Annotated in this window: 27 protein-coding genes and 1 tRNA gene; 20 read left to right on the top strand and 8 right to left on the bottom strand. The window is 64.3% G+C overall.

Annotated features, from left to right (window positions below; all coding sequences use genetic code 11):
- The first annotated feature begins 12 nt into the window (after positions 1-12).
- Positions 13-363 carry a GFA family protein gene (locus QNI11_RS01180; RefSeq protein WP_283982025.1) on the top strand — a complete coding sequence of 117 codons (351 nt, stop codon included), beginning with the start codon at positions 13-15 and terminating at the stop codon, positions 361-363.
- A 254-nt stretch (positions 364-617) separates the two neighbouring features.
- On the opposite strand, the gene add is transcribed toward QNI11_RS01180, so the two are convergent.
- Complete coding sequence (gene add / locus QNI11_RS01175) at positions 618-1,616, bottom strand: adenosine deaminase (RefSeq protein WP_283982024.1); 999 nt, start codon at positions 1,614-1,616, stop codon at positions 618-620.
- Between the two features lie 90 nt (positions 1,617-1,706).
- Here add and QNI11_RS01170 point away from each other — a divergent pair, with 90 nt between their 5' ends.
- Together QNI11_RS01170 and QNI11_RS01165 are read left to right on the top strand one after the other, a co-directional pair.
- Complete coding sequence (locus tag QNI11_RS01170; RefSeq protein ID WP_283982023.1) at positions 1,707-2,264, top strand: non-canonical purine NTP pyrophosphatase; 558 nt, start codon at positions 1,707-1,709, stop codon at positions 2,262-2,264.
- Positions 2,261-3,058, top strand: a complete 798-nt coding sequence (locus QNI11_RS01165) for an SIR2 family protein (protein WP_283982022.1) — start codon at positions 2,261-2,263, stop codon at positions 3,056-3,058. The genes QNI11_RS01170 and QNI11_RS01165 overlap by 4 nt, the downstream gene beginning before the upstream one ends.
- A gap of 218 nt (positions 3,059-3,276) precedes the next feature.
- Here the strand turns inward: QNI11_RS01165 and QNI11_RS01160 are convergent, their stop codons facing one another.
- Both QNI11_RS01160 and QNI11_RS01155 read right to left on the bottom strand, forming a co-directional pair.
- Positions 3,277-4,911 carry a hypothetical protein gene (locus tag QNI11_RS01160; RefSeq protein WP_283982021.1) on the bottom strand — a complete coding sequence of 545 codons (1,635 nt, stop codon included), beginning with the start codon at positions 4,909-4,911 and terminating at the stop codon, positions 3,277-3,279.
- A 404-nt stretch (positions 4,912-5,315) separates the two neighbouring features.
- Positions 5,316-5,951 carry a helix-turn-helix domain-containing protein gene (locus tag QNI11_RS01155; protein ID WP_283982020.1) on the bottom strand — a complete coding sequence of 212 codons (636 nt, stop codon included), beginning with the start codon at positions 5,949-5,951 and terminating at the stop codon, positions 5,316-5,318.
- 122 nt (positions 5,952-6,073) lie between these two features.
- Here QNI11_RS01155 and QNI11_RS01150 point away from each other — a divergent pair, with 122 nt between their 5' ends.
- Genes QNI11_RS01150 through QNI11_RS01140 form a run of 3 tightly spaced genes read left to right on the top strand, consistent with a single transcriptional unit; the run spans position 6,074 to position 7,579 of the window.
- A complete protein-coding gene (locus tag QNI11_RS01150) occupies positions 6,074-6,283 on the top strand; it encodes a hypothetical protein (RefSeq protein WP_088652986.1) in 210 nt (69 codons plus the stop codon).
- A gap of 10 nt (positions 6,284-6,293) precedes the next feature.
- Positions 6,294-6,467: a hypothetical protein gene (locus QNI11_RS01145; protein WP_283982019.1), complete on the top strand. Its 174-nt coding sequence runs from the start codon at positions 6,294-6,296 to the stop codon at positions 6,465-6,467.
- Positions 6,452-7,579: a tyrosine-type recombinase/integrase gene (locus QNI11_RS01140; protein WP_283982018.1), complete on the top strand. Its 1,128-nt coding sequence runs from the start codon at positions 6,452-6,454 to the stop codon at positions 7,577-7,579. Before QNI11_RS01145 ends, QNI11_RS01140 begins: the two co-directional genes overlap by 16 nt.
- A 7-nt stretch (positions 7,580-7,586) precedes the next feature.
- Here QNI11_RS01140 and QNI11_RS01135 read toward each other — a convergent pair.
- Positions 7,587-7,662, bottom strand: a tRNA-Lys gene (locus QNI11_RS01135).
- Between the two features lie 466 nt (positions 7,663-8,128).
- Here QNI11_RS01135 and dapF point away from each other — a divergent pair.
- The 4 genes from dapF to QNI11_RS01115 all read left to right on the top strand — a co-directional run bounded on the left by dapF (position 8,129) and on the right by QNI11_RS01115 (position 11,922).
- The gene (gene dapF, locus QNI11_RS01130) at positions 8,129-8,968 is read left to right on the top strand and encodes a diaminopimelate epimerase (RefSeq protein ID WP_283983472.1); all 840 of its coding nucleotides are present in this window, start codon (positions 8,129-8,131) and stop codon (positions 8,966-8,968) included.
- Positions 8,965-10,230: a tRNA (N(6)-L-threonylcarbamoyladenosine(37)-C(2))-methylthiotransferase MtaB gene (gene mtaB, locus QNI11_RS01125; RefSeq protein WP_283982017.1), complete on the top strand. Its 1,266-nt coding sequence runs from the start codon at positions 8,965-8,967 to the stop codon at positions 10,228-10,230. Before dapF ends, mtaB begins: the two co-directional genes overlap by 4 nt.
- A 113-nt stretch (positions 10,231-10,343) precedes the next feature.
- Positions 10,344-10,967 (top strand): FMN-binding negative transcriptional regulator, encoded by a 624-nt coding sequence (locus tag QNI11_RS01120; protein WP_283982016.1) that lies wholly within the window; start codon positions 10,344-10,346, stop codon positions 10,965-10,967.
- 232 nt (positions 10,968-11,199) lie between these two features.
- Entirely contained in the window at positions 11,200-11,922 is a 723-nt protein-coding gene (locus QNI11_RS01115) for a phosphatidylcholine/phosphatidylserine synthase (protein ID WP_198521839.1), read from the top strand.
- Positions 11,923-12,148: 226 nt separating this feature from the next.
- Here QNI11_RS01115 and xylA read toward each other — a convergent pair whose 3' ends face one another.
- From xylA to QNI11_RS01100, 3 genes are all read right to left on the bottom strand, one after another.
- Positions 12,149-13,456 (bottom strand): xylose isomerase, encoded by a 1,308-nt coding sequence (gene xylA, locus QNI11_RS01110; RefSeq protein WP_283982015.1) that lies wholly within the window; start codon positions 13,454-13,456, stop codon positions 12,149-12,151.
- A gap of 26 nt (positions 13,457-13,482) precedes the next feature.
- A complete protein-coding gene (xylB, locus tag QNI11_RS01105; protein WP_283982014.1) occupies positions 13,483-14,934 on the bottom strand; it encodes a xylulokinase in 1,452 nt (483 codons plus the stop codon).
- A 257-nt stretch (positions 14,935-15,191) separates the two neighbouring features.
- Positions 15,192-15,437 carry an accessory factor UbiK family protein gene (locus QNI11_RS01100; protein ID WP_283982013.1) on the bottom strand — a complete coding sequence of 82 codons (246 nt, stop codon included), beginning with the start codon at positions 15,435-15,437 and terminating at the stop codon, positions 15,192-15,194.
- Positions 15,438-15,534: 97 nt separating this feature from the next.
- Between QNI11_RS01100 and lgt the strand changes: the two genes are divergently transcribed.
- The 5 genes from lgt (at position 15,535) to QNI11_RS01075 (ending at position 19,840) form a co-directional block, all read left to right on the top strand.
- Positions 15,535-16,443, top strand: a complete 909-nt coding sequence (gene lgt, locus QNI11_RS01095; protein WP_283982012.1) for a prolipoprotein diacylglyceryl transferase — start codon at positions 15,535-15,537, stop codon at positions 16,441-16,443.
- Positions 16,440-17,510: a class I SAM-dependent methyltransferase gene (locus QNI11_RS01090; RefSeq protein WP_283982011.1), complete on the top strand. Its 1,071-nt coding sequence runs from the start codon at positions 16,440-16,442 to the stop codon at positions 17,508-17,510. The genes lgt and QNI11_RS01090 overlap by 4 nt, the downstream gene beginning before the upstream one ends.
- Before the next feature lie 82 nt (positions 17,511-17,592).
- Complete coding sequence (gene pgeF / locus QNI11_RS01085; RefSeq protein WP_283982010.1) at positions 17,593-18,348, top strand: peptidoglycan editing factor PgeF; 756 nt, start codon at positions 17,593-17,595, stop codon at positions 18,346-18,348.
- 166 nt (positions 18,349-18,514) lie between these two features.
- Positions 18,515-18,658: a hypothetical protein gene (locus QNI11_RS01080; protein ID WP_283982009.1), complete on the top strand. Its 144-nt coding sequence runs from the start codon at positions 18,515-18,517 to the stop codon at positions 18,656-18,658.
- Positions 18,659-19,159: 501 nt separating this feature from the next.
- A complete protein-coding gene (locus tag QNI11_RS01075; RefSeq protein WP_254698363.1) occupies positions 19,160-19,840 on the top strand; it encodes a Hint domain-containing protein in 681 nt (226 codons plus the stop codon).
- A gap of 106 nt (positions 19,841-19,946) precedes the next feature.
- Here QNI11_RS01075 and QNI11_RS01070 read toward each other — a convergent pair whose 3' ends face one another.
- Positions 19,947-20,447: an Lrp/AsnC family transcriptional regulator gene (locus QNI11_RS01070; RefSeq protein WP_100928203.1), complete on the bottom strand. Its 501-nt coding sequence runs from the start codon at positions 20,445-20,447 to the stop codon at positions 19,947-19,949.
- 171 nt (positions 20,448-20,618) lie between these two features.
- Between QNI11_RS01070 and trxB the strand changes: the two genes are divergently transcribed.
- The 5 genes from trxB (at position 20,619) to QNI11_RS01045 (ending at position 26,334) form a co-directional block, all read left to right on the top strand.
- Positions 20,619-21,632 (top strand): thioredoxin-disulfide reductase, encoded by a 1,014-nt coding sequence (gene trxB, locus QNI11_RS01065; protein WP_100928204.1) that lies wholly within the window; start codon positions 20,619-20,621, stop codon positions 21,630-21,632.
- Complete coding sequence (locus QNI11_RS01060; RefSeq protein ID WP_100928205.1) at positions 21,632-21,970, top strand: ribonuclease E inhibitor RraB; 339 nt, start codon at positions 21,632-21,634, stop codon at positions 21,968-21,970. The genes trxB and QNI11_RS01060 overlap by 1 nt, the downstream gene beginning before the upstream one ends.
- Before the next feature lie 89 nt (positions 21,971-22,059).
- On the top strand, positions 22,060-22,611 hold the full coding sequence (locus tag QNI11_RS01055; RefSeq protein ID WP_283982008.1) for a VOC family protein: 552 nt from the start codon (positions 22,060-22,062) through the stop codon (positions 22,609-22,611).
- Between the two features lie 145 nt (positions 22,612-22,756).
- Positions 22,757-24,835, top strand: a complete 2,079-nt coding sequence (locus tag QNI11_RS01050) for a bifunctional sulfate adenylyltransferase/adenylylsulfate kinase (protein ID WP_100928207.1) — start codon at positions 22,757-22,759, stop codon at positions 24,833-24,835.
- Between the two features lie 236 nt (positions 24,836-25,071).
- Positions 25,072-26,334 carry an autotransporter domain-containing protein gene (locus QNI11_RS01045; RefSeq protein WP_283982007.1) on the top strand — a complete coding sequence of 421 codons (1,263 nt, stop codon included), beginning with the start codon at positions 25,072-25,074 and terminating at the stop codon, positions 26,332-26,334.
- Positions 26,335-26,337 lie beyond the last annotated feature (3 nt).

The raw sequence follows: 26,337 nt of genomic DNA, 5'->3' as shown, positions 1-26,337 counted from the left end.
CTCTGCGGAGCCGTGAAGATCGCGGTCCAAGGCGATCTTCCCCGACCGAACGCCTGCCACTGCGTCGCCTGCCGGAAACACGGAGGCCACTACGGCGCTTCCCTCGACGTCCCCCGAGCCGCCTTGCGCGTGGAAGGTGAGGATGCGGTACGCTGGTATCAATCCTCAGAGAAAGTTCGGCGCGGGTTCTGCGGCATATGCGGCTCGACACTGTTCTGGGCCCCGATCCACCACGACTGGACGGCCATCGCGATGGGGGTATTCGACGGACCGACCGATACGTCTCTTTCGATGCATATCTTCGTTTCGGAGAAGGGCGACTATTACGAGATCGCTGACGAACTGCCGCAGAACGAGACATGAGGCCTGCCCGTGGGAGACCGCTCTTGCCCGACCATAGAGCACACCGTTTTGCAACCACGGCGCAATCACTGAACCCGACATCCATTGATTGCGCAGCATCACGCAATTTGGGCTCATTGCCGACATGCCGCCCCGCGGCAGGCTCCGCGCCTAGGTGAGCCTGCCGCGGGGCGTGGACGGCCCAAACTTGCCGATTATCCAGTTTCAGAGATTTACAGGTTGCGCTATCGGCTCGAAACAGGACGGAACATTTATCACGGAACGGCCGCCCCTAAATCTTTCGAAAATCTGTCGCAATGAAGGCGAAGTTTCGACTTTCTAGTTTCATCACAAAACGCTAAGTCGATAGAATCGTTAATGATCAGCCACTGCTCACTCACTGACAATCGTACGTGCTTTTTCGCTACTTCCATTTCATGTGCAGGTGAAGTTCTGAAATAAGCCGGATCGTCAGTAGAAAATGTTACCCTGCAACCAGCGTCGATCATCTTTCTCACTGGGTGTGTGTCGTAGCTTTGAGCAGAACCAAGAAAAACATTGCTTGACATGCAAACTTCAAAACCAATTAAGCGATCCGCAAGCTCGGACATAACCTCGGAATTATGAGCCACAGATATCCCATGCCCAACTCGACTCAAGTTTAGAGCATTGACTGTACGAAGAACAGATTCTGCATTAAGCCACTCTCCTGTGTGTGCAGTCAAACCAAGTCCAGAGTATTCTGCAATCAAAAACGCCCCTTTAAAATCCTTTGCGTCAAATTTTCTTTCGTTTCCTGTAAGCCCGAAGCCGCGTATATGACCGCTGCCGTTGGATACAGCCATTTCGGCCACAGTAACAGCTTCGTCCGGCCCGCGATGCCGGACGCAGGTTACGATAATGCAGCTAAAGATCCCGAACTTCTCTTCCGCCTCCTCGATAGCATCCGATATAGCTGAAATTTGGGATTCAAATGGTATGCCATTTGCGATTGAATGGCCCGGTGAGAGCATGAGCTCAACATAGATGGTACCGTTTCTTGCGACCGCTTCAAGATAAGCGAGTGCAATGACTTTCAAGTCCTCTGCGGACCTAACGACGTGACCCACCTGATCATAGACAGACAAGAAGTCTTCGAAATCTGAGAACAGGTAGTGTTCGTGTTCCAGTCGAAGAGGAAGTGGCACGCCATGCTTCTCCGCAAGAGCTGCCGCTTGATCAGGTTTCATGGTGCCGCGCAGGTGGCAGTGCAAGTCAAAGTAGACCGGTGGCACGCCACCGATCCGAGACTCTGAATTTCGAGTTGTCATGTCGCCCTACCAATTATAGCTTGGCATGGTTAACGACTGAGCTTGAGGAGTTCAATGCAGGCCCTACGATTTCTGTCCGGGAACCCCTTCAAGATCGAAGAGGTCAAGAAGATCATGGATGCGATCAATGTTAAGGTCGTTCCAGTGGATTACAAGATCAACGAAATCCAAACAATTGATGTTCCCGAGCTGGTCCACGATAAGTGTATCAAGGCATTTCAACGGGTTCATAGGCCGATCTTCGTTGAGCATACCAGCCTGCACATTGAGTCGCTTAATGGCTTCCCTGGCGGCCTCACACAGGTCTTTTGGGACACATTGAAAGCTGAAAGTGTTGCCGATATATTTGGAAAAACAGAGAACCCCGAGGTAAGAGCCACAACTCGAATCGCATATTGCGATGGCCGCAAGGTTCACCAATTCGAAGGTGAAATTCTTGGGAAGATCTCGGATACTCCGCGTGGGAACAGAGATTTCCAGTGGGATTGCATATTTATTCCAAATGGGGAGACTGAGACATTCGCCGAGATGGGAGATCGTAAAAATGATATATCAATGCGTCGACTTGCGCTGCAAAAATTTGCAAACTTTCTAGAGGCAAAGCCCAGATGACCAGTGCGTTGAAAATTGCGATTAAGAATAGGCAAGCCATTCTGTTTGCGGGTGCAGGTGTCTCCGCTGTGTTAGGGGCTCCATCGTGGGGTCAGCTAATTGAACACATCGGTGAAGACCTTGGATTTGAAAAGGACGTGTTCCGCGCTCTAAGCGACAGCTACTTAACTCTTGCAGAATATTACAAAATTCAAACAGGTAGCATCGGGCCCCTGAGAAGCTGGATGGATAGAAGCTGGAGCTTCTCTGACGCAATTATAGAAGCTTCTGGAGTGCATAAGCACATCTCGGAACTCAACTTTCCCGTGATATACACTACCAATTACGATAGAAATATTGAGAGAGCCCTGCACCTTAATGATAAAAAGGCGCGTAGGATTGTGAATGTGAAAGATTTCATAAAGGTTGAGGATGATGAAACCCAGGTCATCAAGCTGCATGGCGACTTCGATGATGATGACTCTATCGTCCTGACTGAGACCGATTACTTCAAGCGGCTATCCTTTGATTCTCCGCTAGATATAAGGTTGCGTTCAGACGTCTTGGCTAGGCCTGTTCTGTTTATTGGGTACAGCCTTTCAGATATAAACATCAGAATTCTCCTTCACAAGCTTTGGGAAACGTGGGAGGCATCGCCCCACAGGAGTCATAAGCCGGAGATTTATATTTTTCTCCCGAGGCCAAACGAAGTTGAGGAGGCGGTATTAGCCAAGTGGGGTGTAACCACTATAGTTGGTGATGATCCTGATCCGGCTAAAGCTCTTGAAAGCTTTTTAGCGGACCTCGCCAGCTAAATGCATCGTGCTGAAGCGTGGCTCTCTCATAGATCGCGAGCTTTCCGTACTTGCCTTGGGCGTCTCATAGACTGCCGCTGTCTTCTTGGATGCCCGCCTATAGAGAGCGGCAATTTTCTGCGCTTCGCTGCCGTTCGTCCAGGACGCAGCGAAGGTCGACTCTCCGCCCAGCCTCCCTCGACAGCACTACCTGCGCAGAGCCGCCGCTCGTCCAGCCGTCATCTGGCTTTAGGGATTGAGACGAGCCCTTGCTTGGACCATCCGTAGATCGTTGCGCGTGAAACGCCGATCATCTTTGCGACGTCTTCGGCACGGGTCCCTTGATCCAGCGCTGCCTGTGCTTTCCGGATATTCTCAGGCGTCGCGAAGCTTGGAGCGCCGACACCCGGTCGTTCGGACTTCGCGGAAATACGCAAGCGGGCTGCGCCTTTGGCGTTTGTCGGATCAACAAGGTGAGGCTCAAGCCATATTGCCCACCTACGCAAGGCGTTACCCACCCGAAGCTTCGAAGCCTCGCTGTTGTAGTTACGCCTGAAACGCATGCCGATCTCCTCGCCGATTTCGACACCTGTCCTGTGCGGGTCTTCGAGTAGAATTTCCCGTGTGGATTGCAAGGTAGGAGCTTTCATGGCTGCGTGCCGAAGTGTGTCTTCAGCAGATGCATTGTCAGGTACAAGCGAGTGAACTTTACCGTCGCGGACCTCGATCAGCCCCAGTGCAACCAAGTCGGTGCGGCTTCGATTTTTGTTCTCCGCGTCCCAATGCGACGTGGGAACAGCTTCACGGGACATAGTGAATTCCAGCGATGCAAGAGCTGATGGCGGGGCGGTGCCAGCGATGAAGAGGCGTTCGGAGCGCGGACTTTGACCACCGTTCTCGCTAAGGATCCTCTGTAGCTCTTCTGAGGGCGCGCCCAGCTGCTTCAACACAGCGACGCGCCCCTGGCTGTCTGTATCAAGGAAATTGTCGATTACTGCTGAATCTACGCCGATTGAGCGAAGGGGTGTCCCTGCGGGAACCGCCATAGGGCGAGCACCACTTAGCCCATCGAGCGCAACGGGTTTGCGCAATACGTGGGGATAGACCGCAAGCGCCGCATCCCGGCTCAAAGCGTTCTGCAGCCCCCGTGCTGCGAGGGTCCGGAGCAAAAGGCTGAACAGGTCCTTGTCGCGTGACCTCTTACCTTTCAGGAACCGGGCGGCTCGCTTTCCAATTCCGCCGCGTGGTTCGACATCGTCGACCCGACCGAATTGGATCCATTCGGCGCGGGTCGTGAGTGTCGCGACCACCGCTGAAGCATCACAGGACGGGTTTGGCTTAACGAACCATCCTTTCTCTCTATCGACTAGCTGTCCTTCTAAAATGCGCCCCGCATCCTCCACCACAATGGTCTGTGGTCCCATTTGCTTCCATCGACGCGTTCGCCTTCGAGTTTCGGTAGTAGAAGACTCGCCGCCATAGTTTGCCTCAAACTTGGCCGCGCCCTGGACTTCTGGAATAGGCAAACTTGTCGATGCGGTCGCTTCTACTTCCGCACCGATACCAAACCCTCGCCGGGTTCGGTCGACTTCCTCTCTGGCATACGTGTCGCTCGATCTTTCGAAAATCGAGTCAGGCTGGCAGTTGATGAATTGCAGGTTGATGGAAGCCTTCTTGATGGAAAACGAAACCGAGAGGGAAAAATCGTCGCCTTCGAGTGGAATCATTTCCTCTCCAAAAGACGCTGAAACCTCCAATTCGTATCCATCCATGAAACGGTTTGACGTGGCACGAAGCCAGACGTTGGCAATATGCGGGTCTAAAGGTGGCGGTGCTTTGGCGTCGTAATCGACTATAAGATCCGGTTCTTCCATGAATAACGCGCTCACTGCTGCAGTAGCCCAGTATCAACCTAACCAATGCGGCGGATCAAGGCTCCAACTCCGCCAAGCTCCACGCGCACCTAATCGCAGGTTTGACTGTGCACAAAGTAGTGCGCAGCTGCTTATGAATAGATACCTCGTTCGAAAAGCGCGACGGTTGCGTTCATGCCGCCACAACGAAGTGCCAGCTAGATGCGCTTCTCGGCCGTTCATGCGGTGCGCAGCGAACGGCCGCTCTCCGCCCTTCGAGCAGTACGTGCCGTCATGCTGCGGCTCGCTTGAGTGACCGCATACGGCTGACAGTGAGCGTAGGCCAAACCAAGAACAATGCGCGTTGGAAGCCGTGCAAGTCCACCTCATCGGCCATGCTGCTTCAGAAGCGCGGCGCCCGTAGCTCACCGCGGCCACCTGCGCCCCTCCAATCCCTCATCGACGCGCCTCTGCCAAGCCGCCTCGTCACGCTCATACTGCTCGTACTGATCTTCCCCATATGCCTCAGCGTCCGGCGGCGCCGGGATGTTCTCCGGATGGAACTTGTACACCATCTCGCTCGCGACCACCTCATCGACCAGGCGCTTGTCGATCGTGAGCCCGCGCTCCTGCGCATAGCCGATCGTTTCATTGATGATCTTCTCCTGCCTCGAAAGGGGTATCCCCTTGTAGTCGGTCAGGAGAACGCGAAGCATCCAGATCGTCGTGGACACGACCCGCTCGTACCCCTCGCTTGACGGGCGGCCGGTCAGGATCTCGTTCAGATCAACCCCGGTGTACATGTTCAGGCGGACGAGCGCCTCGGTCGGGATCGATCGCTTCCCGCTTTCATAGGCGTAGTAGCTCCGTGGCGTGATATCCATCATCTCCGCCATCTCGGTCTTGGTGAAGCCGCGCTTCTTCCTGAAGCGTTCGAGGTTGGCGTGGGGCTCCACCGCCAGCGCGGCCGCCAGGGCCTCCTCCTGGATTCGGGCCTCCTCCTCTTCCTCGAAACCACGGGCATACTCGTCCGGGTCGACCGGTTTGAATTTGAACGCCATTGTCACGGCCTCGCAGGATAGGAACAATCGTTCCGGCAATTGTGCCCGAAAAAAGAAAGCCTGTGAAGCCGTGCATTTGGCTGGTAGCATCAGCCCGACAGCGTATGAAACCGGAGGCACCGATGTCGGAACTCTTGATGGAAGGGAAAACCCCGGAGAACTGGGCGAAGCAGTTGCTCGAGCACGGTGTGCGGGTGTCGCCGCGCCTCATTCGCACGAGGGCGCGCGAGACCGGCAACTACTACCAGCTCGGCAACCTGATGCTCCTGTCTCCGGAGCAGATCGAGGCACTGCTGATGCCGGGGCGGCCCCAGGCTGACCAGAGAGCCTGAGGAGGCGAAGATGGCGGCAGAGAAGGCACGCATCACGCAATCCGAGCTGACCCGATACCTGAAGGCGTATCGGGATGCCGGGATCCCCATCGAGCGTTCAGAGATCAGCCGTGATGGCACCGTCGTTATCTACACGGCCACGCCGAAGGCACAGGAGGAGGAGAACCCGTGGGATCAGGCCTGAAACGCAGCCGCCAGTATCCCGGCGCGACCTCCTATTTCGACCGGCACGGCAAGCGCCGCTGGCGCTTTCGCAAGGGCGGCTTCTCGGCCGAGCTTGGATCGGACTACGGCTCCGAGGATTTCATCCGGCGATACGAGGCCGCGCTGGAGGGGCATCGGACGCGCGGAGGCGTTGGCGCCGGCCGCGCGAAACCCGGGAGTGTCGGTCTGCTCGTCTCGAAATGGTACCGGTCGCAGGACTTCCTGGCGCTCGAGGCATCGACGCAGCGCGTTTACCGCGGTGTGGTCGAGAGCTTTCGCCAGCAGCACGGCGACAAGCCCGTGCACCTGATGCAAGTCCGCCATGTGCAGGACCTTCTGGCTGCCAAGGCGGACACGCCTGCAGCGGCCAACAACCTGCGCAAGAGGCTTATCCAGCTTCTGGACTACGCAATCACGCTGGAATGGCGGGCCGACAACCCGGCGCGCGCCACGAAGCCCTACAAGGTCGCCACGGAGGGCTTCCACACCTGGACCGAGGCGGAGATCGCGAAATTCATCCAGGCGCATCCTGAGGGCACTGAGGCGCACAGGGTGATGACGTTGATGGCCTACACAGGGGCGGCCCGCGTGGATGCGGTGCAGCTTGGCCCCTGGAACATCAAGGATGGGCGGTTTCAGTACCGTCGCCAGAAGACGAAGAAGACCAACGGGCGCCTGATCTCGATTCCCGTGCATCCGGACCTGGCGGCGGTCCTGTCCAAGCTGCCGACCGACCGCCCCTACATCTCCACGAGGCGCGGTACGGCGCGCACAGCGGCCGGCCTGGGCAATCTCATGCAGCGCTGGACCCGGGAGGCGGATTTGCCCGCCTGCTCCTCTCACGGCCTGCGGAAGGCCTGTGCGCGGCGACTCGCAGAGGCCGGAGCGACCACGAACCAGATCGCCTCGGTGACGGGCCACAAGACGCTGGCGCTTGTGCAGCACTACACGGCTGCGGCAGAACGCGAAGGATTGGCTGATTCAGCTTTCGAGAAGCTGCTCGCACGTCCGAATGGAGAACAAAATCTGGCGAACCTTCCTGATTGGTTCGCCAATATCGACACCAAGTCCCTCAAAGGAAAGGAAAACTGATGTTCAGTGGTGAGCCGTGCAGGATTCGAACCTGCGACCCACTGATTAAAAGTCAGTTGCTCTACCAACTGAGCTAACGGCCCACTGTGTGGAGCGCTGTCTAGTCACAACTGCGAATCCCGTCAACCCCGATATCCGGCTTTTTCTCTGCCCAAGGTCAGTATCGTCGAATGGCTTGTGTATAAACGAAAAAGCACAGGTCCGGAACGTCTATAGCGCCGCTGTCACAGGGAATCAGCCGCTGGCGACATGACCGTCCGGTCGTGCTGCCGCTCGTCTTCGTCGGGGTGCTCCACCGGTCGCTCTCTCCCGCGTCGACCAGACCGATGAATCGCGGACACAGACCCAGCCACAATCGCCATGGGCACCCGGGCTTCGCAGGCATCCCGAACGTGTCGGCTGCCCTCCTCTGCCCGACCGCGGCCCGGCCCACCAACGGCCAGGAACCACCAAGCTTCCGCCGATACCACCGAACGGCGTTTCCTCGTCGCGACGGAGTGACCGCCGGCCTTGCCACCCCCTCTGGCGCGCGTCGGTCTTCGGGCGTATATGCGCGCCATGGACAACGCGCGCGACACAGGCTTGCCCTTCATGAAGATGCACGGGCTCGGCAACGATTTCGTTGTCATCGACGCACGTGCGCGCGCCGTTCAGGTGACACCCGAACTGGCCATGCGGCTGGCGGACCGGCACATGGGCGTGGGTTTCGACCAGCTTGCCCTGATCAAGCCGGGCGGCAACGCGGACGCGCACCTCGTTTTCCTGAACTCCGACGGCTCGACCTCGGCGGCCTGCGGCAACGCCACCCGCTGCATCGCCCGGCACCTGATGACCGAGACCGGCAAGGACCGCCTTGTCCTGACCACCGACCACGGCGCGCTGCATGCGGTGGATGCCGGGAACGGGCTGACCTCGGTGAACATGGGCGCGCCGGTCCTCGACTGGCAGCGCATTCCGCTGGCGGAGGAGGTGGACACCCTGCACCTGCCCATCGACGGCGATCCGGTGGCGACCTCCATGGGCAACCCGCACTGCACCTTCTTCGTGGCGGATGCAGAAGCCGTGGACCTCACGACCTTCGGCCCGGCGATCGAGCATCACCCGCTTTATCCGCAACGCACCAACGTGCAGGTGGCGAGCCTTGTCGGCCCGGACCACCTGCGGATGCGGGTCTGGGAGCGCGGCGCGGGGCTGACCCTGGCCTCCGGCTCCTCGTCCTGCGCCACCGCCGTCGCCGCCGCCCGCCGGGGGCTGACCGGGCGCACCGTGCGCATCGACCTCGACGGCGGCACGCTGCAGGTCGACTGGCGCGAGGACGGCGTCTGGATGACCGGCCCCACCTCGCATGTCTTCACCGGCACGCTGACCGCCGAATGGCTGGGCCAATGACCGACGCGCCCCGATTCACCACGCTGGGCTGCCGCCTCAACGCCTACGAGACGGAAGCGATGAAGCGCCTCGCCGCCGACGCCGGCCTGACCGACGCGGTGATCGTCAACACCTGCGCCGTCACCTCCGAGGCCGTGGCCAAGGCCCGCAAGGAGATCCGCCGCCTGCGCCGCGACAACCCCGACGCGCCGCTGATCGTCACCGGCTGCGCCGCGCAGATCGACCCCGACAGCTTTGCCGCGATGGACGAGGTCACCCACGTCATCGGCAACACCGAGAAGATGGCGCCCGAGACGTGGCGCCGCCTGACCCCAGATTTCATCGGCGACACGCCCCGCGTGCTGGTCAACGACATCATGTCGGTCGAGGAAACCGCCGGCCACCTGATCGACGGCTTCGGCACCCGCTCGCGCGCCTACGTGCAGGTGCAGAACGGCTGCGACCACCGCTGCACCTTCTGCATCATCCCCTACGGCCGCGGCAACTCGCGCTCCGTTCCGGCAGGGGTGGTGGTCGACCAGGTGAAGCGGCTGCGCGACGAGGGCTACAACGAGGTCGTGTTGACCGGCGTCGACCTGACGTCCTGGGGTGCGGACCTGCCGGGGCAGCCAAGGCTCGGCGACCTTGTGCTGCGGCTGATGAAGCTGACGGACATCCCGCGCCTGCGGATCTCCTCCATCGACTCGATCGAGGCGGACGACGCGCTTATGCAGGCCATCGCGACCGAGCCGCGCCTGATGCCCCACCTGCATCTGTCACTGCAGCACGGCCATGACCTGATCCTGAAACGGATGAAGCGCCGCCACCTGCGCGACGACGCCATCCGCTTCTGCGAGGAGGCGCGCGCCCTGCGCCCCGACATGACCTTCGGCGCCGACATCATCGCGGGCTTTCCGACCGAAACGGACGAACACTTCGACGCCTCGCTGCGGCTGGTGGAGGACTGCGGCCTGACGTGGCTGCACGTCTTCCCCTACTCGGCACGGCCCGGCACACCGGCCGCGAAGATCCCCAACCGGGTGGACGGCACCACGATCAAGGGCCGCGCCGCCCGCCTGCGGGCCGCGGGCGATGCCGCCGTGATCCGCCATCTCGCAGCGCAGGAGGGGCGCACGGCGCAGGTGTTGATGGAAGCGCCCGACATGGGCCGTACGGAACAGTTCACCGAGGTCACCTTCGCGACGCCGCAACTCACCGGCCAGATTGTCGCCGCGCGCATCACCGGCAGCGAAGGCACCCGGCTGACCGCCACGCCGCTCTGAGCCCTCGGCACCACGCCGCCGCCTCCGACCCGACGCCCGGCACGATCCACGCTTTACCCGGCGCACGCCACATGCGACGAACGCCGCGGCCCCAGACCGGATCCCAAGACCCCATGCACACCAATCCCGCCTTCCGTCAGACCGAAGAGACCGTCGCCCTCGACTTCGCGCGCAGCCGGGCCTTCGGCACGCTCTGCCTCTCGACCGGCGCGGCGCCGCACCTCGCGCATGTACCCTTCCTGCTGTCCGGGGACGGCCGGACGGTCGACCTGCACCTGACGCGCTCCAACCCCATCGCCCGCGCCTGCCGCGAACCGCGCGAAGTGACCCTGGCCGTCACCGGGCCGGATGGCTACGTCTCGCCGGACTGGTACGGCCTCGACGATCAGGTGCCGACCTGGAACTACGTAGCAGTGCACCTTTCAGGCACCCTGCGGCCGCTGCCGCCCGAGGACCTGCCCGACATGCTTGCCCGCCAGACCGCCGCCTTCGAGGAGTTCATCCCCGGCAAGACGCCGTGGACCATGGACAAGATGTCGGAGGAAACGACCGCCCGCTTCCTGCGCATGATCCTGCCTTTCCGGCTGCAGGTCGCGCAGGTCGACAGCACGTTCAAGCTGAACCAGAACAAGCCCGAAGACGCCCGCCGCAGCGCCGCCCGCCACGTTGAAGAAGGCTTCGGCTCCGATCTGGCGCATCTGGCCAACCTCATGCGCACTCCGCCGTCCGGCACCTGAACCGGGTTTCACCTCGCGTTCCGCGAGGCGACCCGCGCGCCTTCGGCGCGAAGTCAGGTATTTTTGCCAAGATGAAGGCGAAAGCGCCGTCCCTGCCCTTCATCTTGGTCCAAATACCTCGGGGGAACGGCCTCTTCGGAGGCCGCAGGGGCGGAGCCCCCATCCAACAGTCGGCTGCGGCACGCCCTTCTGATCGTTTGCTTTCCCACCCGATTTCCTTCATGACGGGTCGATGACCCCGAGCCTGAAGTCCACCGTGACCGTCGAAGCCCGCGCCCTCTGTGTCCACCTGCTGACCGCCACCGGCGCCGTCTTCGCCATGCTCGCCCTGCTGGCGGCCGTGCAGGAGAACTGGCCGGTGATGTTCCTCTGGCTGGTGATCGCCTTTGCGGTCGACGGCGTGGACGGACCTCTGGCCCGGAAATACGACGTCAAGACCAACGCGCCGCGCTTCGACGGAGTGCTCCTGGACCTGATCATCGACTACCTGACCTACGTGTTCATCCCGGCCTTCGCGCTTTTCCAGAGCGGGCTTCTGCCCGGCTGGACCGGCTGGTTCGCGATCATCGTCATCACCTTTGCCAGCGCGATGTATTTTGCCGACAGCCGGATGAAGACGACCGACAATTCATTCCATGGTTTCCCGGGCTGCTGGAACATGCTCATCCTCGTGCTCTTTGCGATCAAGCCGGGGTTCTGGGTGATCCTCATGCTGATCACCGTTCTGGCGGTCGCGATGTTCCTGCCGCTGAAGTTCATCCACCCCGTCCGGACCGAGCGCTGGCGCGCGCTGTCCCTGCCGGTGGCGCTGGCCTGGACGTTCTTCGCGGGCTGGGCCGCCTGGGTCGAGTTCCACCCGGAAAGCTGGGCCCACTGGGGTCTGGTCGTGACCTCGGTCTACCTGATCGCCGTGGGCATCGTTCAGCAGATCGTGCCGGCGCGGAACAAGTCGTAGGGCGGGGCTTCGCGCCGCCTTTCCCGGTACGGTTCAGTGCAGCGACAGGCGTCAGGTCTTCCGCAGCAATCGGGGTCTGCGACATTTTCCTCCCGCATGGAAGAGCCCGTTCAAACATCGGGTCCGCAGGGAGGCGCCACGCCGTTCCGGCAAGCACCTGCAAAGGCGCCCGCCTGACCGACGCGCGCCTTCGCAACCTGCCCAATTACCCCGCCAGCCGCGGCCGTCAGACGAAGCGGTTCACGTAGTTCTCCAGCCGCTCCTGCCGGCCGGAGCGCGGTTCCGGCTCGATCCGCTCGTCCAGCACCCGCTTCTGGATGCTCTCCAGGTCGGAGCCCAGCATCGCCCGCGCCTCCTCGCTCTGCCAGCCCGCGTACCGTTCGTCCAGCGCCTGCTCCAGCCCGCCGTCCTCGATCATCGCCCCGGCCGCCTTCAGCCCCCGCGCGCAGACGTCCATGCCGCCCGCGTGGCCCGCGATCAGGTCGATCGGGTCGATGCTCTGCCGCCGCAGCTTCGCGTCGAAGTTCGTGCCCCCGGTGGTGAAGCCGCCGCCCTTCAGAACGTGGTAGTAGGCCAGCGCCACCTCCGGCACGTTGTTCGGGAACTGGTCGGTGTCCCAACCGGACTGGTAGTCGTTGCGGTTCATGTCGATGGACCCCAGCATCCCCTCCGCCGCGGCAAGCGCCAGCTCATGTTCGAAGGAATGCCCGGCCAGGATCGCGTGGCCCTGCTCGATGTTCAGCTTCACCTCGTTTTCCAGCCCGTACTTGCGCAGGAACCCGATGCAGGTGGCCACGTCGAAGTCGTACTGGTGCTTCGACGGCTCCTGCGGCTTCGGCTCCACGAGGATCGCGCCCTCGAACCCGATCTTGTGCTTGTAGTCGACCACCATCGACAGGAACCGGCCCATGTGGTCCAGCTCCTGTTTCAGGTCGGTGTTCAGCAGCGTCTCGTAGCCCTCGCGCCCGCCCCACAGCACGTAGTTCTGGCCGCCCAGCTTGTGGGTCGCGTCCATGCAGCCCTTCACCGTGGCGGCCGCATAGGCGAACACGTCCGGATCGGGGTTGGTGGAGGCCCCGCCCATCCAGCGCCGGTGCGAGAACATGTTCGCCGTGCCCCACAGGAGCTTCGCCTTCGAGGCCGCCTGCTTCTCGCCGATGTAATCGGTGATCTCTTCCAGCGTGCTCAGGTTCTTCGCGTAGTCGCCCTGTTCGGGGCGGAGGTCCGCGTCATGCCAGCAGTAGAACGGCACGCCCAGCAGGTCGAACATCTCGAAGGCAACATCGGCCTTCATCTTCGCCCGGCCCATGTCGTCCTGCGGATGCCAGGGACGCACGAAGGTCTGCCCGCCGAAGGGATCGCCCCCCTCCCAGGCAAAGGAATGCCACCACGCCACGGCAAAGCGCAGGTGTTCCTCCAGCCGCTTGCCCAGCACCACCTCGTCCGGGTCGTAATGCCGGAAGCAGAGCTCCGACGCACTGTCGGCCCCCTCGTACCGAAGCGGCGCAATCCCCTCGAAAAATCCGGTCGTCATGTCAAATCCCCTCCCAAGGATACGTGTTACGGCAGGTCCTTCACCGCCGGATAGGTCGCGCGGTAGGCCGCGAAGGCCTCGGCATAGGCGTCCGCGAGGGCTGCCTCCGGTGCGACGGTCTCGCGCACGGCGGGGGCCACCATGACCTCCTCGACCGTGCCCGCACCGCAGCCAACCATGGCCAGCCGCGCCGCCCCCAGCGCCGCGCCGAAATCCCCGGCCTCCGGCAGGTCAAGCGGCACGCCCAGCACCGTGGCGATGGTCTTCACCCAGAAGCGCGAGGCCGCACCGCCGCCGATCGCCAGGAGGCTCTGCAGCCGGACCCCGGTCTGGCCCAGGGCCAGCGCACAGTCGCCAAGCGCAAAGGCCACGCCCTCCATCACCGCCTGCGTCATCGCGCGGCGGTCCGTCGCCTGCTCGATGTTCAGGAAACCGCCCCGGATGCGCGCGTCGTTGTGCGGCGTCCGCTCGCCCGAGAGATACGGCAGGAAGCGCAGCCGCCCCGGCCCGGCGATCTCGTCGCCCAGCTCGCGCGCCAGGTCGGCGGGTGACGTCCCCGTGACCCGCGACAGCCAGTTCAGCGAATCCGTCGCGGCGAGGATCACCCCCATCTGGTACCACTGCCCCGGCACCGCGTGGCAGAAAGTGTGGACCGCGCTCTCCGGCAGCGGCGCATAGCCGTCGCGCCCGGTCAGCAGCACGCCAGAGGTGCCAAGCGACACGAACCCCTGCCCTTCGCGCATCGCGCCGACCCCGCAGGCCGAGGCCGCATTGTCACCCGCGCCGCCCACGACGGCCACGGTGCCGGTCATGCCCCAGCGCTCCGCCAGGTCGCGGCGCAACTGCCCGCCCACCTCGGAGCCTTCGACCAGCCGCGGCATCTGCGCCCGCGTCATGCCGCCCGCCTCCAGCAGCCGCCCGGACCAGTCGCGCGCGCCCACGTCCAGCCAGGACGTGCCGGCGCTGTCGGACATGTCGGCGAACAGCTCTCCGGTCAGGTGGAAGTTCATGTAGCCCGCGGGCAGCACAACGTGGGCTACACGCGCGAAGGCCTCGGGCTCATGCGCGGCCATCCACGCCAGTTTCGGCGCGGTGAAGCCGGGGAAGACGATGTTGCCGGACAAGGCGCGCACATCGTCGGCCGCATCCAGCGCCGCCGCCTCCGCAAAGCTGCGGGTGTCGTTCCACAAGATGCAGGGCCGCACCACCACACCCCCGGCATCGAGGCACACCGCCCCATGCATGTGCCCGGATACGCCGATGCCCCGCACCGCAGCCATGTCCGCCGGACGCTCCGCCGCCATGCGCGTCAGCACGGCATCGACCGCCGACACCCAGACCGCCGGGTCCTGCTCCGACCAGCCGGGATTGGGATGCGCGGTTTGATAGCTTTCCGACACGCTCGCGACCGGCGCGCCGTCCTCGCCCACCAGAAGCGCCCGCAGGCCCGATGTCCCGAGATCCAGACCGAGATACATGGCTCACCTCCCTGTTTGCGCTGACACAAACACCGAAGCGGCCCGCCAAGTCAAACGGTATACCAGAAACCGGGCGCCCGCCCCGTTTCACCTTGTCCAAATACCTCGGGGAGCGCGAGGGGCAGGCCCCTCGCAGCACGGCGCCCCAGAAGGCGCCCCCGCACATCATGCGCCGGACAGCCCAGAAAATGCCGCGGGCGCGGGGCGTCAGCCCCGCGCCCGCCCCGTGGCGACCTGCGGCAGCAGGGCGCAATCCCTTACTTTGAGGACGCCTCCAGCTTGTCCAGCCGCGCCTTCAGCGCCTCGTTCTCCTCGCGCGCCTTCTGCGCCATGGCGCGGACGGCGTCGAATTCCTCGCGGGTCACGAAATCGCGGTCCGCCAGCCAGCGGTCCACCATTCCCTTGAAGGCGGTCTCCGCCTCTTCCCTCGCCCCCTGTGCCACGCCCATGGCGTTGGTCATCAGCTGGCTAAGATCGTCGAAAACCTTGTTGCGGGTTTGCATGAAAGTCACTCCGGCTTTGCGTTTCATACCTATATGGACACCAAAGGCCCGACGCTCAAGGTTGACGGCATCCCCGGAGCACAGGCAAGAGGCATCCATGATCGCAGCCATCCCCTTCCCGAACCTCTCGTCCGAGGTCTTCTCCGTCTCCGCCTTCGGCATGGAATTCGCGCTGCGCTGGTACGCGCTGGCCTATATCGCGGGCATCCTGATCGGCTGGCGGCTGGCCGTCAGTGCGCTGAAACGCGCCCCGCTCTGGCCCGCCGACACGCCGCCGATGACGCCACGCCAGGTCGAGGACCTGCTGACCTGGATCATCCTCGGTGTCATCATCGGCGGGAGACTGGGCTTCGTGCTGTTCTACATGCCGGGCTACTACCTGAGCCATCCGCTCGAGATCCCGATGATCTGGCAGGGCGGCATGGCATTCCATGGCGGCCTCCTCGGGGTCATCGTCGCGACGCTGATCTTCTGCGCCCGCAACCGCATCCCCATGCTGCCCACCGCCGACCTGCTCGCGCTGGCCACGCCGCCGGGGCTGCTGCTCGGGCGGCTCGCCAACTTCGTCAACGCCGAGCTCTGGGGCCGCCCCTCCGACGCGCCCTGGGCGGTGATCTTTCCCGGCGACATGGCCCAGTCCTGCGGCCAGCCCATCGGAGAGCTCTGCGCCCGCCACCCCTCGCAGATCTACGAGGCGACGCTCGAAGGGCTGCTCCTCGGCCTCGTCCTCCTCGTGCTGGTGCGGCGCGGGGCGCTGAAGACGCCGGGCGTGGTCGCCGGGACGTTCTTCGCGGGCTACGGCCTTGCCCGCTTCGTCGTGGAGTTCTTCCGCCAGCCCGACGCGCAGTTCGTCAGCCCCGGCAACCCCACCGGCCTTGCGCTGCACATCGACGGCTTCGGCCTGACCATGGGCCAGCTCCTGACCCTGCCGATGATCCTCGGCGGCCTTGCCCTGATCCTCTGGGCGCGGCGGCGCAGGTCCGGGGCCGGTGCGCGCACCGCATGACCGCGCTCAAGGATATCGTCACCCGCCAGATCTCGCGCACCGGGCCGCTCACGCTGGCCGATTACATGGCGCTGTGCCTCTCGCACCCGGAGCATGGCTATTACGCCACCCGCGATCCGCTGGGGGCCGGGGGCGACTTCACCACCGCGCCGGAGATCTCCCAGATGTTCGGCGAGCTGATCGGCCTCGCTCTGGCGCAAAGCTGGCTGGACCAGGGCGCGCCCGACCCCTTCGTGCTGTGCGAGCTCGGCCCCGGACGCGGCACGCTCATGGCCGACGCACTGCGCGCCACCGCCCGCGTGCCCGGCTTCCACGATGCGCTGACCCTGCACCTGGCGGAAACCTCGCCCGCACTGCGTGCCGAACAGGCTGGCCGCCTGCCCGGCGCGACATGGCACGATTCGGTTGTTTCCCTCCCCGAGGCGCCGCTCTTCCTGATCGCCAACGAGTTCTTCGACGCCCTGCCGATCCGCCAGTTCCAGCGCCACGCGAAAGGCTGGCAGGAACGGGTCGTCGGCCTGAAGGACGGCGCGCCCGTGCTCGGCCTCACCGATCCCGCCCCGCACGAGGCGCTCGACCACCGGCTGGCCGATACCGAGCCCGGACAGATCGTCGAAACCTGCGCCCCGGCACAGGCCATCGCGCAGGAGATCGGCCGCCGCATCGCGGCCCACGGCGGCGCGGCGCTGATCGTCGACTACGGCGACTGGCGCTCTCGCGGCGACACCTTCCAGGCGATGTACCGGCACAAACCCGCCGAACCTTTCGACAGGCCCGGCGAGGCCGACCTGACCGCGCATGTCGACTTCGAGGCGCTGGCAGGGGCCGCGCACCCCGCCGCCCACAGTGCCCTGACCCCGCAGGGCGTGTTCCTCGAACATCTCGGGATCACGGCGCGTGCGCAGGCCCTGGCGCGCGGGCTGGGCGGGGCCGCGCTGGAAAGCCATGTTGCCGCACATCGGCGGTTGACGCACCCCGCGGAAATGGGGTCACTGTTCAAGGTGCTGGCGCTCTTCTCGCAGGATGCGCCGCCGCCCCCCGGAACCGGTTTGCCCGATCCGTCCTGATGTCCGCCGCGCCGAAAGCCATGTATCCCGCCCCCGCCGCCCCTCTGCCCGCACGCACGACGACCCCGGATTGACGCCAGCAATGACGCTCGAGATCATCACCGCCGACAGCCTTTCACCCTTCCGCCACGGCTTCTTCACCCGAAGGGGCGGGGCGTCCTCGGGCATCTTCTCGGGGCTGAACTGCGGCCCCGGCTCCTCCGACCAGTCGGAGATGGTGTCGATCAACCGCGCCCGCGTCGCCGACGCCCTGGGCGTGGAGCCAGGCGCGCTTGTGACCGTGCACCAGGTGCATTCCGCCGATGCGGTGACCGTCGACGGACCGCTGGACGAGCCGCGCCCAAAGGCCGACGCGCTGGTCACCGCGACCGAGGGGATCGCCCTCGCCGTGCTGACTGCCGACTGCCAGCCGGTGCTCTTCGCCGATGCCGACAATGGCGTGATCGCCGCCGCCCACGCGGGCTGGCGCGGAGCACTGGGGGGCGTGCTTGAGGCGACGATCGAGGCGATGGAGGCCCTGGGCGCCGAGCGTGACAGCATCCAGGCCGTCATCGGGCCGTCGATCAGCCAGGGCGCCTACGAGGTCGGGCCGGAATTCCTCGACGACTTCATGGCCGAGGACCCGGCCAACTCCCGCTTCTTCGCCAGCGGCACCGGCGACCGGATGCTGTTCGACCTGCCCGCCTACGGGCTGCACCGCCTGCGCAGCGCGGGGGTGGAGGCAGAGTGGACCCGTCACTGCACCTACGCCGACCCGGACCGGTTCTATTCCTACCGCCGCGCGACCCACGCGGGCGAGGCGGACTACGGCCGGTTGATCTCGGCCATCCGGCTCTGATCGCGGGCGCCCGTAGGCGGCGGCACCTTCCGGAAACAATGCCGCCCGGGTTCGCGATATTATCCCAACTCGGTCACAAGTCCGCCCCATTTGGCCGCGACATTCGGGGGCAGAGAACAGGCGGACAAGCCGCCCGACAGAGCAGTCAGAGAGAAGAGCCGGGATCATGAAACAGCGTCGCTTCATCAAGTCGATCATCGAAACCGCCAAGGCGAACGAAAGTACTCGTATGCCTTGGGAGCGTGGCGCGCCCCGCGCCGCGATGATCGCGAACCGCAAACCGGCGGCGCAGGTCCTGAAGCGCGCCTGAGCGCATCTGACCTAAACGGGCCCTTCCGGCCCGGACCGAAGACCGGATGACAGGCCGGAACAGGGCGGGGATTTCCCCGCCCTTTCCGTTTCCGCCACCCCGGGACACGTCGCGCAGCACGCTCCACAGCCAAGGAACTGCGGCGGCGAAACCGCGGACGATTCGGGGCCGCGCGGGGCAAACTGTGGCAAAACCGTTCACCCTCCACCGACAATCCCCGCCTCGCCCCGAGGATTGAAGACGCAACACCCGGGTGCGCCTCTCCAATTTTGACCTCCGGGAAGAATTGGGGCTAATTCATCATCAGCGAAGACGCGAAATCATACGTCCTTCTGTCGTTGTTGGTGGGGGCCAGCACGGTTGTGACCGACCTTTTTAAGGGGTGCTCACATGTCCAGTCTCCACCGCGGGTTTTCTCCCGCAGCCTACGCAGGCACTGCTTCCATTTCTCCGGCCCGTGACGCTCACACGGACGGGCGGCCTCGGCGTGCAAGTTCTCTCATGCGCAAGTTCGAGGTCGCCACCCTGCGGCCGGACCTGACCGTCGATTTCACCCAGCACGTCGCCCCGGCGACGCCCTTCTTCGAGGAATGCGCCTCGGCCTTCGCGCGCGGCACGCTGATCGACACCGTGCGCGGCCCGGTCGCGATCGAGGACCTGGTGCCCGGCGACTACATCCAGACCGCGCTCGGCTCCGAACCCGTCACCTGGATCGGCTCCACGACCTACGTGCCCGGACGCGCGACAGAGGACACATCGCTCACCCACCTGACCCGCGTGACCGCGGATGCCATGGGTCTCGGCAGCCCGCCGATGGACCTGCTCTTCGGGCCGGCGGCCCGCATGGTCGTGCGCCACGCGCGGCTGAAGGCGCTGCTGGGACAGGCCGCCGTGCTTGCCCGGGTGGAGGAATACACCGACGGCGACCGCTTCCTGCAGATCAGCCCCGCCGGCACGGTGCAGCTGTATCACCTGATGGTGCGGCGCCACACGACGCTCAAGGTCGGCGGCGTGGAGGTGGAGACGTTCCACCCCGGCAATTCCGCCAGCCAACAGCTCGGCGCAAAGACGCGCGAGCTGTTCATGTCGATGTTCCCGAACTTCGAAACACTGGGCGACTTCGGCGAGACCTGCGCCACGCGCACCTCCCGCGAGGTCATCGAGGGCCTGATCGACGCCTGACGACCGCACCCGGCCCGACCGGGGGGAAGGCGGCGCATAGCCCCGCCCTACGACCCGTCGCGACAGCTTGTAGGGTGGGGCTTCGCGCCACCCTGCGCAGCATGTGTCAGGCGGTGCGGCTCAGCCGCTCTTCCAGCACGTCGAACGGCACGCCGGGCTCGTCCTTCGCGCCGCGGATCACCAGCGAGGTCTTCACGCTGGCCACGTTCGGCGCCGTCAGCAGGTCGCCGGTCAGGAAACTCTGGAAGGTCGACAGGTCGGGCGCCACGCACTTCAGGATGAAGTCCACCTCGCCGTTCAGCATGTGGCACTCCCGCACCAGCGGCCAGCCGCGGCACCGCGCCTCGAAGGCCGACAGGTCCGACTCCGCCTGGCTCTGCAGCCCGACCATGACGAACACCTGCACCTCGAACCCGAGCGCCCGGGCGTCCACGTCCGCGTGGTAGCCCTGGATATAGCCCTGCTCTTCCAGAACCCGCACCCTGCGCAGGCAGGGCGGCGCGGAAATGCCCACCCGCCGCGCGAGTTCCACGTTCGTCATGCGCCCATCCGTTTGCAGTTCGGACAGAATCTTGCGATCAATAGGATCTAGCCGATGCGTCGGCATGCCTCTCCCCCTGCCAATTTTCGCGTTTGTTATACCAGCCCCCGGACTGCGCGCAATAATATTTCGCAAAAGCGCAATATTCTTATCCCATGTTCGCTCAATCCTGACGCATTGCACCTGTGGTCCCGGTGACTATATGCAAGGCCCATCCCGAACGTATGGAGCGGCCCCATGGCAGAGACGTCCCAAACCCGCCACACCAAGGTCCTGATCATCGGTTCCGGCCCGGCCGGATACACCGCCGGTGTCTATGCCTCCCGCGCCATGCTGGAGCCGATCCTCGTGCAGGGGCTGGAGCCCGGCGGCCAGCTGACCACCACCACCGAGGTGGAGAACTGGCCCGGCAACACCGAGATCCAGGGCCCCGACCTGATGGTCAACATGGAAGCGCACGCGCGCGCCATGGGCACCGAGATCATCGGCGACATCATCACGAAGATCGACTTCGACGTCCGCCCCTTCGTGGCGCATGGCGACAGCGGCACGACCTACACCGCCGACAGCATCATCCTCGCCACCGGCGCCCGCGCCAAGTGGCTGGGCATGCCCTCCGAGGAGGCCTTCAAGGGCTTCGGCGTCTCGGCCTGCGCGACCTGTGACGGCTTCTTCTACCGCGGGCAGGAAATCGTGGTGATCGGCGGCGGCAACACCGCGGTCGAAGAGGCGCTGTTCCTGACCAACTTCGCCTCCAAGGTCACGCTGATCCACCGCCGCGACGAACTGCGCGCCGAGAAGATCCTGCAGGACCGCCTGCTGAAGAACCCGAAGATCCACCCGCTCTGGTTCCACCAGCTCGAGGAAGTCATGGGCACCGACATGCCCAAGGGCGTCACCGGCGTGAAGGTGAAGAACGTCAAGACCGGCGAGATCTCCGAGATACCCTGCGCCGGCGTCTTCGTCGCCATCGGCCACGCCCCCGCCTCCGAACTGGTGAAGGACGTGCTGGAAACCCACATGGGCGGCTACGTGAAGACGAAGCCCGACAGCACCGAGACCTCGATCCCCGGCGTCTTCGCCGCGGGCGACCTGACCGACCACAAGTACCGGCAGGCGGTGACCTCGGCCGGGATGGGCTGCATGGCCGCGCTCGAGGCCGAGCGCTGGCTGTCCGAACAGGACCTCGACGACGGCAAGGACACGGTCGAGCCGCTGGGCTACGGCGTGCCCGTCGAAGCGGGACACTGATGGACCACGACTTCGCCGCCCAGCGGGCCGAGACCCGGGCCACCTATGCCGAACTGCGCGACGGCCCGGGCCTGCCGGAATTCGCCGACGTGGACTATTTCCTCGTCCCCGAGGGCGAGGCCGACTGGCGCCCGCTGGCCGATGCCCTCTCGAAGGAAGGCTTCGACTGCGACTGGGTGGAGGACGACGAGGAAGGCCGCTACCTCGTGGCCACCCTGCCCGACCAGATCATCTCGGCCGACGGCATCTGGCTGGGCGAGGAAGTGGCCACCCGCCTCGCGCTGGACCACGGCTTTGCCCCCGATGGCTGGGGCCTCATGGGCGACGGCGAAGACTGACGGCGCGCGCGTGCCGCGCTGTCGCATGAACGTCATCCGCCCCGGTTAATCACGCCCCGCAAGGCGGGACCGGAAAACGGAGACGGCACATGCGCTGGCGCGGCATCAATCACATCGAACTTTCCGTCCTCGACTACGACACCTCCGTGGCCTTCTACGACCGGCTTTTCGGCTGGCTCGGCTACAGGAGCTTCTGGACGATGGATGTGGGCTACCGCTCCACCTATTACATGGCGCGGTTCCCAGCGCCGCATTCCTACATCGGCATCCAGCCCGCGCGGTCGGGCGGCAAGCTGGACCACGCCGCCCGCGCCACGGGCCTGCACCACATCGCGCTCTGGGCCCGCAACCGGCGCGAGGTCGACGCCTTTCACCGCGATTTCCTTTTGGCGAACGACATCCCCGTGACGGAGGCGCCCGCCGAATACGCGATCTACGCGCCCGGCTACTACGGTGTCTTCTTCGACGACCCGATCAACGGCTTTCACTGGGAACTGGCCCACATCCCGATGGTGCCGGGCCTCGGCATGGTCCGCCGGTTCCGCGCCGCATGGAAGGACGCCGCCCGAGAACACCCGGAATGGCCCGGCGACGGGATGCAGCAGGCGATGAGAAAACTGCCGGGTCGCGACAAAAAGTGACGCTGCGGCAGCGGATCGTGACCTATCGGCCACGGCGATCCGCGCGGATGGGCGAAATTTCTCCTAACCCGGATTTTGGGGTTTGCTGCAGGTGCGAAATGATGCGATGCGTTCAGCACTGAACACACTTTGAGTCGCCGGTTTCATGACTTCGCTTTCTGCCTCTTCGACGCTTCGGGAAGACGATCAGCTCTTCCGCCTGCTGCGTCAGCTTGAAAAGGCACCCGAGGCCTCGCAGCGGGCCACGGCGGAAGCGCTGGGAATATCTCTCGGCACGCTCAACACGCAGCTCAGGGCGGCGCAGAACGCGGGCCTGATCGTGGTCAGCAACCGGCCCGGGCCGGATCGGCGCCAGCGCTTCGCCTATGCGCTGACACCCGAAGGAACGGCAGTCAAGAACCGGCTGATCGACGCCTTCCTTGCACGGAAATTCACCGAATACGCGGCGCTCCATGCCGAGCTCACGGGCTCTGCCAGCGACCTCGTCCCCCTCAAATACAGGAGCAAACTGATGCAATCCAATCTTGCGCCCATCCCGGAGCTGTACGTCTCCTACGACAGCGCCCAGAAGCTGAAGATCGAAGCCGGCGAGCTGACCTCGCACGATCTGACCCCCCGCCAGATCTGCGACCTCGAGCTGCTGATGAACGGCGGCTTCTACCCGCTGAAGGGCTTCCTGGGCGAAGACGACTACAACGGCGTCGTCGAGAACATGCGCCTCGCCGACGGCCAGCTCTGGCCGATGCCGATCACGCTGGACGTGTCCGAGGACTTCGCCGCCAAGATCGAGGAAGGCCAGGACATCGCGCTGCGTGACCAGGAAGGCGTGATCCTCGCCACCATGACGGTCACCGACAAGTACATCCCGAACAAGTCGAAAGAGGCCGAGAAGGTCTTTGGCGCCGACGACCTCGCCCACCCGGCGGTGAACTACCTGCACAACTCCGCGGGCAAGGTCTACCTCGGCGGCCCCGTCACCGGCATCCAGCAGCCGGTGCACTACGACTTCCGCGCCCGCCGCGACACCCCGAACGAGCTCCGCGCCTACTTCCGCAAGCTCGGCTGGCGCAAGATCGTCGCGTTCCAGACCCGCAACCCGCTGCACCGCGCGCACCAGGAACTGACCTTCCGCGCCGCGAAGGAAGCGCAGGCCAACCTGCTGATCCACCCGGTCGTCGGCCTGACGAAGCCGGGCGACGTGGACCACTTCACCCGCGTGCGCTGCTACGAGGCGGTGCTGGACAAGTACCCGGCCTCCACCACCACCATGTCGCTTCTGAACCTCGCCATGCGCATGGCCGGTCCGCGCGAAGCCGTCTGGCACGGCCTGATCCGCAAGAACCACGGCTGCACGCACATGATCGTCGGCCGCGACCACGCGGGCCCGGGCAAGAACTCTGCCGGCGACGATTTCTACGGTCCCTACGACGCGCAGGAACTCTTCCGCGAGCATCAGGCGGAAATCGGCTGTGAAATGGTCGACTTCAAGCACATGGTCTACGTGCAGGAACGCGCCCAGTACGAACCCGCGGACGAGATCGAGGACAAGGACAACGTCACCATCCTCAACATCTCCGGCACCGAACTGCGCCGCCGTCTGGCCGAGGGCCTCGAGATTCCGGAATGGTTCTCCTTCCCCGAGGTCGTGAAGGAACTGCGCCGCACCAAGCCGCCGCGCTCCAAGCAGGGTTTCACCGTGTTCTTCACCGGCTTCTCCGGCTCCGGCAAGTCGACCATCGCCAACGCGCTCATGGTCAAGCTGATGGAGATGGGCGGCCGCCCGGTGACGCTGCTCGACGGCGACGTCGTCCGCAAGCACCTGTCGTCCGAGCTGGGCTTCTCGAAAGAGCACCGCGACATCAACATCAAGCGGATCGGCTACGTCGCATCCGAGATCACCAAGAACGGCGGCATCGCGATCTGCGCACCCATCGCGCCCTATACCGCGACCCGTCGCGCCGTGCGCGAGATGATCGAGGAATACGGCGCCTTCTGCGAAGTGCACGTCGCGACCACGATCGAGGAATGCGAAAAGCGTGACCGCAAGGGCCTCTACAAGCTGGCACGCGAAGGCAAGATCAAGGAGTTCACCGGCATCTCCGACCCGTACGAAGAGCCGCAGAACCCCGAACTGCGCGTCGAGACCGAGAATGTCGAAGTCGACAACTGCGCGCATCAGGTCATCCTGAAGCTGGAATCGATGGGCCTGATCGCGGGTTCCTGATCCGCCAGATCCAGACCGAACGCGAAAGGCCGGGGCATGTCCCCGGCCTTTTTCATGTCCGCCTTGGCCCGACGGGGCAGAACACCCGGCGCCCCAGCATCACAAATCGCGGAGAACCATGCACCGGGCGCAAAGCGGATATGCGTTTACGTTGCATTTACCGCCCGGAGGGATATTCTTTCTCAAGCCTTGCCGCTCACCGGCAGCGCCGGTTCGCACGTGTTCCGGGGATCAGCATGAGACTTCTGCCTCGAATATCCGCCTGTGCTGCCGCCTTCCTCTCCATCACTGCCATGAACGCGGGGGCGGCCCTTGCCGGTTGCAACAACGAATTCTTTTCCGTCGACTACAATTACGGCGGCTCGCAATCCTACGGGTTTCCCGGCGACCTGCAAAGCGGCGAGGACGCGACCTTCACCGCCGCGGGCGACTTCCAGTTCTTCAAGATCGAGCTGAACGGAAAGGTGCTGTGCAACTCCGCCGCCTCCTGCAACGGCTACACCTACACAGCGCCCGCGACCGACAGCTACTACTTCCTCGCCACCGGACAGAGCGGGCCGGGCACCGGCAAGTCCGGCACCGCCACCTATTCCTGCACCGCCGCGACCACCGGGGCGGGCACCGGCGGCGGGACCGCGAAAAGCGCCACCGCCACAGGTGGCGGACTTCCCGCGGCGGCGCAGGGCGCGGGCTCCACCGTCGCGGCGGCCGGATCGGCCGCCGCCGTGGGCAACGCCATCAACAACGCCATCACCGGCACCGGGCCGAACCTCTCGACCCAAGGGCTGTTCCTGTCCGGCGGCGGCACGTCCTCCCCGCTGCAGGCCTGGGCCTCCCTTCAGGGACGCAACTACAGCGGCGACATCGACGGGCGGTCCTTCGAATTCACCCTCGGCGCGGATATGGAGGTGGCCGCAGGCACCCGGCTCGGCCTGTTCCTCTCCTCCGGCCGCGCCGACCTCGACGTTGCGGGCATCGACGTGGAAACCGACGCGCTGTCCTTCGGACCCTACTTCAAGACCCGGCTCTCCGACACCTACGAGGTCACCGGCTACGCGCTTTTCGCCAAACCCGATTACGAGGTCGGCGGCACCTCCTACGAGGCCGAGCGCCGCGCCGCGGGCCTGACCGCCAACGCGAACTACATGTGGGGCAACACGGAGATCGAGAGCTTCCTCGGCGTCTCCGGCTTCTCGGAGGATCATCCCTCCGCCGGCGCCCTGTCGTCGCGCACCGTCAGCGCGCTCACCGGCTCCATCGGGACAAAGGCGATCTTCGGCCAGGGCGCCCCGCTCCGGCCCTACGTCAGCATCGGCGCCGACTTCAACCGCTACGACGACGGGGTGAACGGGCGGACGACGCACAACACGCCGCGGCTCGGCACCGGGTTTACCTACCACACCGGCAGCGGGTCGCTGTCGATGGACCTCAACGGCGGCCAGATCTTCGAGGACACCCGCGATGTCGAACTGCGGATGAACTACAACTTCAACTTCTGAGGC

The organism is Sagittula sp. MA-2 (assembly GCF_030126985.1).
GTDB lineage: Bacteria > Pseudomonadota > Alphaproteobacteria > Rhodobacterales > Rhodobacteraceae > Sagittula.
The sequence above is the reverse complement of the archived record's forward strand: the minus strand, read 5'-3'. Positions and strand labels throughout refer to the sequence as shown.

Bases quoted from the DNA above. Each gene is read 5' to 3' on its own strand.
- QNI11_RS01055 (WP_283982008.1), top strand. From the start codon at position 22,060: ATGCGCTGGCGCGGCATCAATCACATCGAACTTTCCGTCCTCGACTAC.
- QNI11_RS01120 (WP_283982016.1), top strand. From the start codon at position 10,344: ATGCACACCAATCCCGCCTTCCGTCAGACCGAAGAGACCGTCGCCCTC.
- QNI11_RS01045 (WP_283982007.1), top strand. From the start codon at position 25,072: ATGAGACTTCTGCCTCGAATATCCGCCTGTGCTGCCGCCTTCCTCTCC.
- QNI11_RS01150 (WP_088652986.1), top strand. From the start codon at position 6,074: ATGTCGGAACTCTTGATGGAAGGGAAAACCCCGGAGAACTGGGCGAAG.
- pgeF (WP_283982010.1), top strand. From the start codon at position 17,593: ATGACGCTCGAGATCATCACCGCCGACAGCCTTTCACCCTTCCGCCAC.
- lgt (WP_283982012.1), top strand. From the start codon at position 15,535: ATGATCGCAGCCATCCCCTTCCCGAACCTCTCGTCCGAGGTCTTCTCC.
- QNI11_RS01075 (WP_254698363.1), top strand. From the start codon at position 19,160: ATGCGCAAGTTCGAGGTCGCCACCCTGCGGCCGGACCTGACCGTCGAT.
- trxB (WP_100928204.1), top strand. From the start codon at position 20,619: ATGGCAGAGACGTCCCAAACCCGCCACACCAAGGTCCTGATCATCGGT.
- xylB (WP_283982014.1), bottom strand. From the start codon at position 14,934: ATGTATCTCGGTCTGGATCTCGGGACATCGGGCCTGCGGGCGCTTCTG.
- QNI11_RS01155 (WP_283982020.1), bottom strand. From the start codon at position 5,951: ATGGCGTTCAAATTCAAACCGGTCGACCCGGACGAGTATGCCCGTGGT.
- xylA (WP_283982015.1), bottom strand. From the start codon at position 13,456: ATGACGACCGGATTTTTCGAGGGGATTGCGCCGCTTCGGTACGAGGGG.
- QNI11_RS01115 (WP_198521839.1), top strand. From the start codon at position 11,200: ATGACCCCGAGCCTGAAGTCCACCGTGACCGTCGAAGCCCGCGCCCTC.
- QNI11_RS01060 (WP_100928205.1), top strand. From the start codon at position 21,632: ATGGACCACGACTTCGCCGCCCAGCGGGCCGAGACCCGGGCCACCTAT.
- QNI11_RS01160 (WP_283982021.1), bottom strand. From the start codon at position 4,911: ATGGAAGAACCGGATCTTATAGTCGATTACGACGCCAAAGCACCGCCA.
- QNI11_RS01170 (WP_283982023.1), top strand. From the start codon at position 1,707: ATGCAGGCCCTACGATTTCTGTCCGGGAACCCCTTCAAGATCGAAGAG.
- mtaB (WP_283982017.1), top strand. From the start codon at position 8,965: ATGACCGACGCGCCCCGATTCACCACGCTGGGCTGCCGCCTCAACGCC.
- QNI11_RS01100 (WP_283982013.1), bottom strand. From the start codon at position 15,437: ATGCAAACCCGCAACAAGGTTTTCGACGATCTTAGCCAGCTGATGACC.
- QNI11_RS01090 (WP_283982011.1), top strand. From the start codon at position 16,440: ATGACCGCGCTCAAGGATATCGTCACCCGCCAGATCTCGCGCACCGGG.
- QNI11_RS01165 (WP_283982022.1), top strand. From the start codon at position 2,261: ATGACCAGTGCGTTGAAAATTGCGATTAAGAATAGGCAAGCCATTCTG.
- QNI11_RS01080 (WP_283982009.1), top strand. From the start codon at position 18,515: ATGAAACAGCGTCGCTTCATCAAGTCGATCATCGAAACCGCCAAGGCG.
- QNI11_RS01070 (WP_100928203.1), bottom strand. From the start codon at position 20,447: ATGCCGACGCATCGGCTAGATCCTATTGATCGCAAGATTCTGTCCGAA.
- QNI11_RS01050 (WP_100928207.1), top strand. From the start codon at position 22,757: ATGACTTCGCTTTCTGCCTCTTCGACGCTTCGGGAAGACGATCAGCTC.
- dapF (WP_283983472.1), top strand. From the start codon at position 8,129: ATGCGCGCCATGGACAACGCGCGCGACACAGGCTTGCCCTTCATGAAG.
- QNI11_RS01145 (WP_283982019.1), top strand. From the start codon at position 6,294: ATGGCGGCAGAGAAGGCACGCATCACGCAATCCGAGCTGACCCGATAC.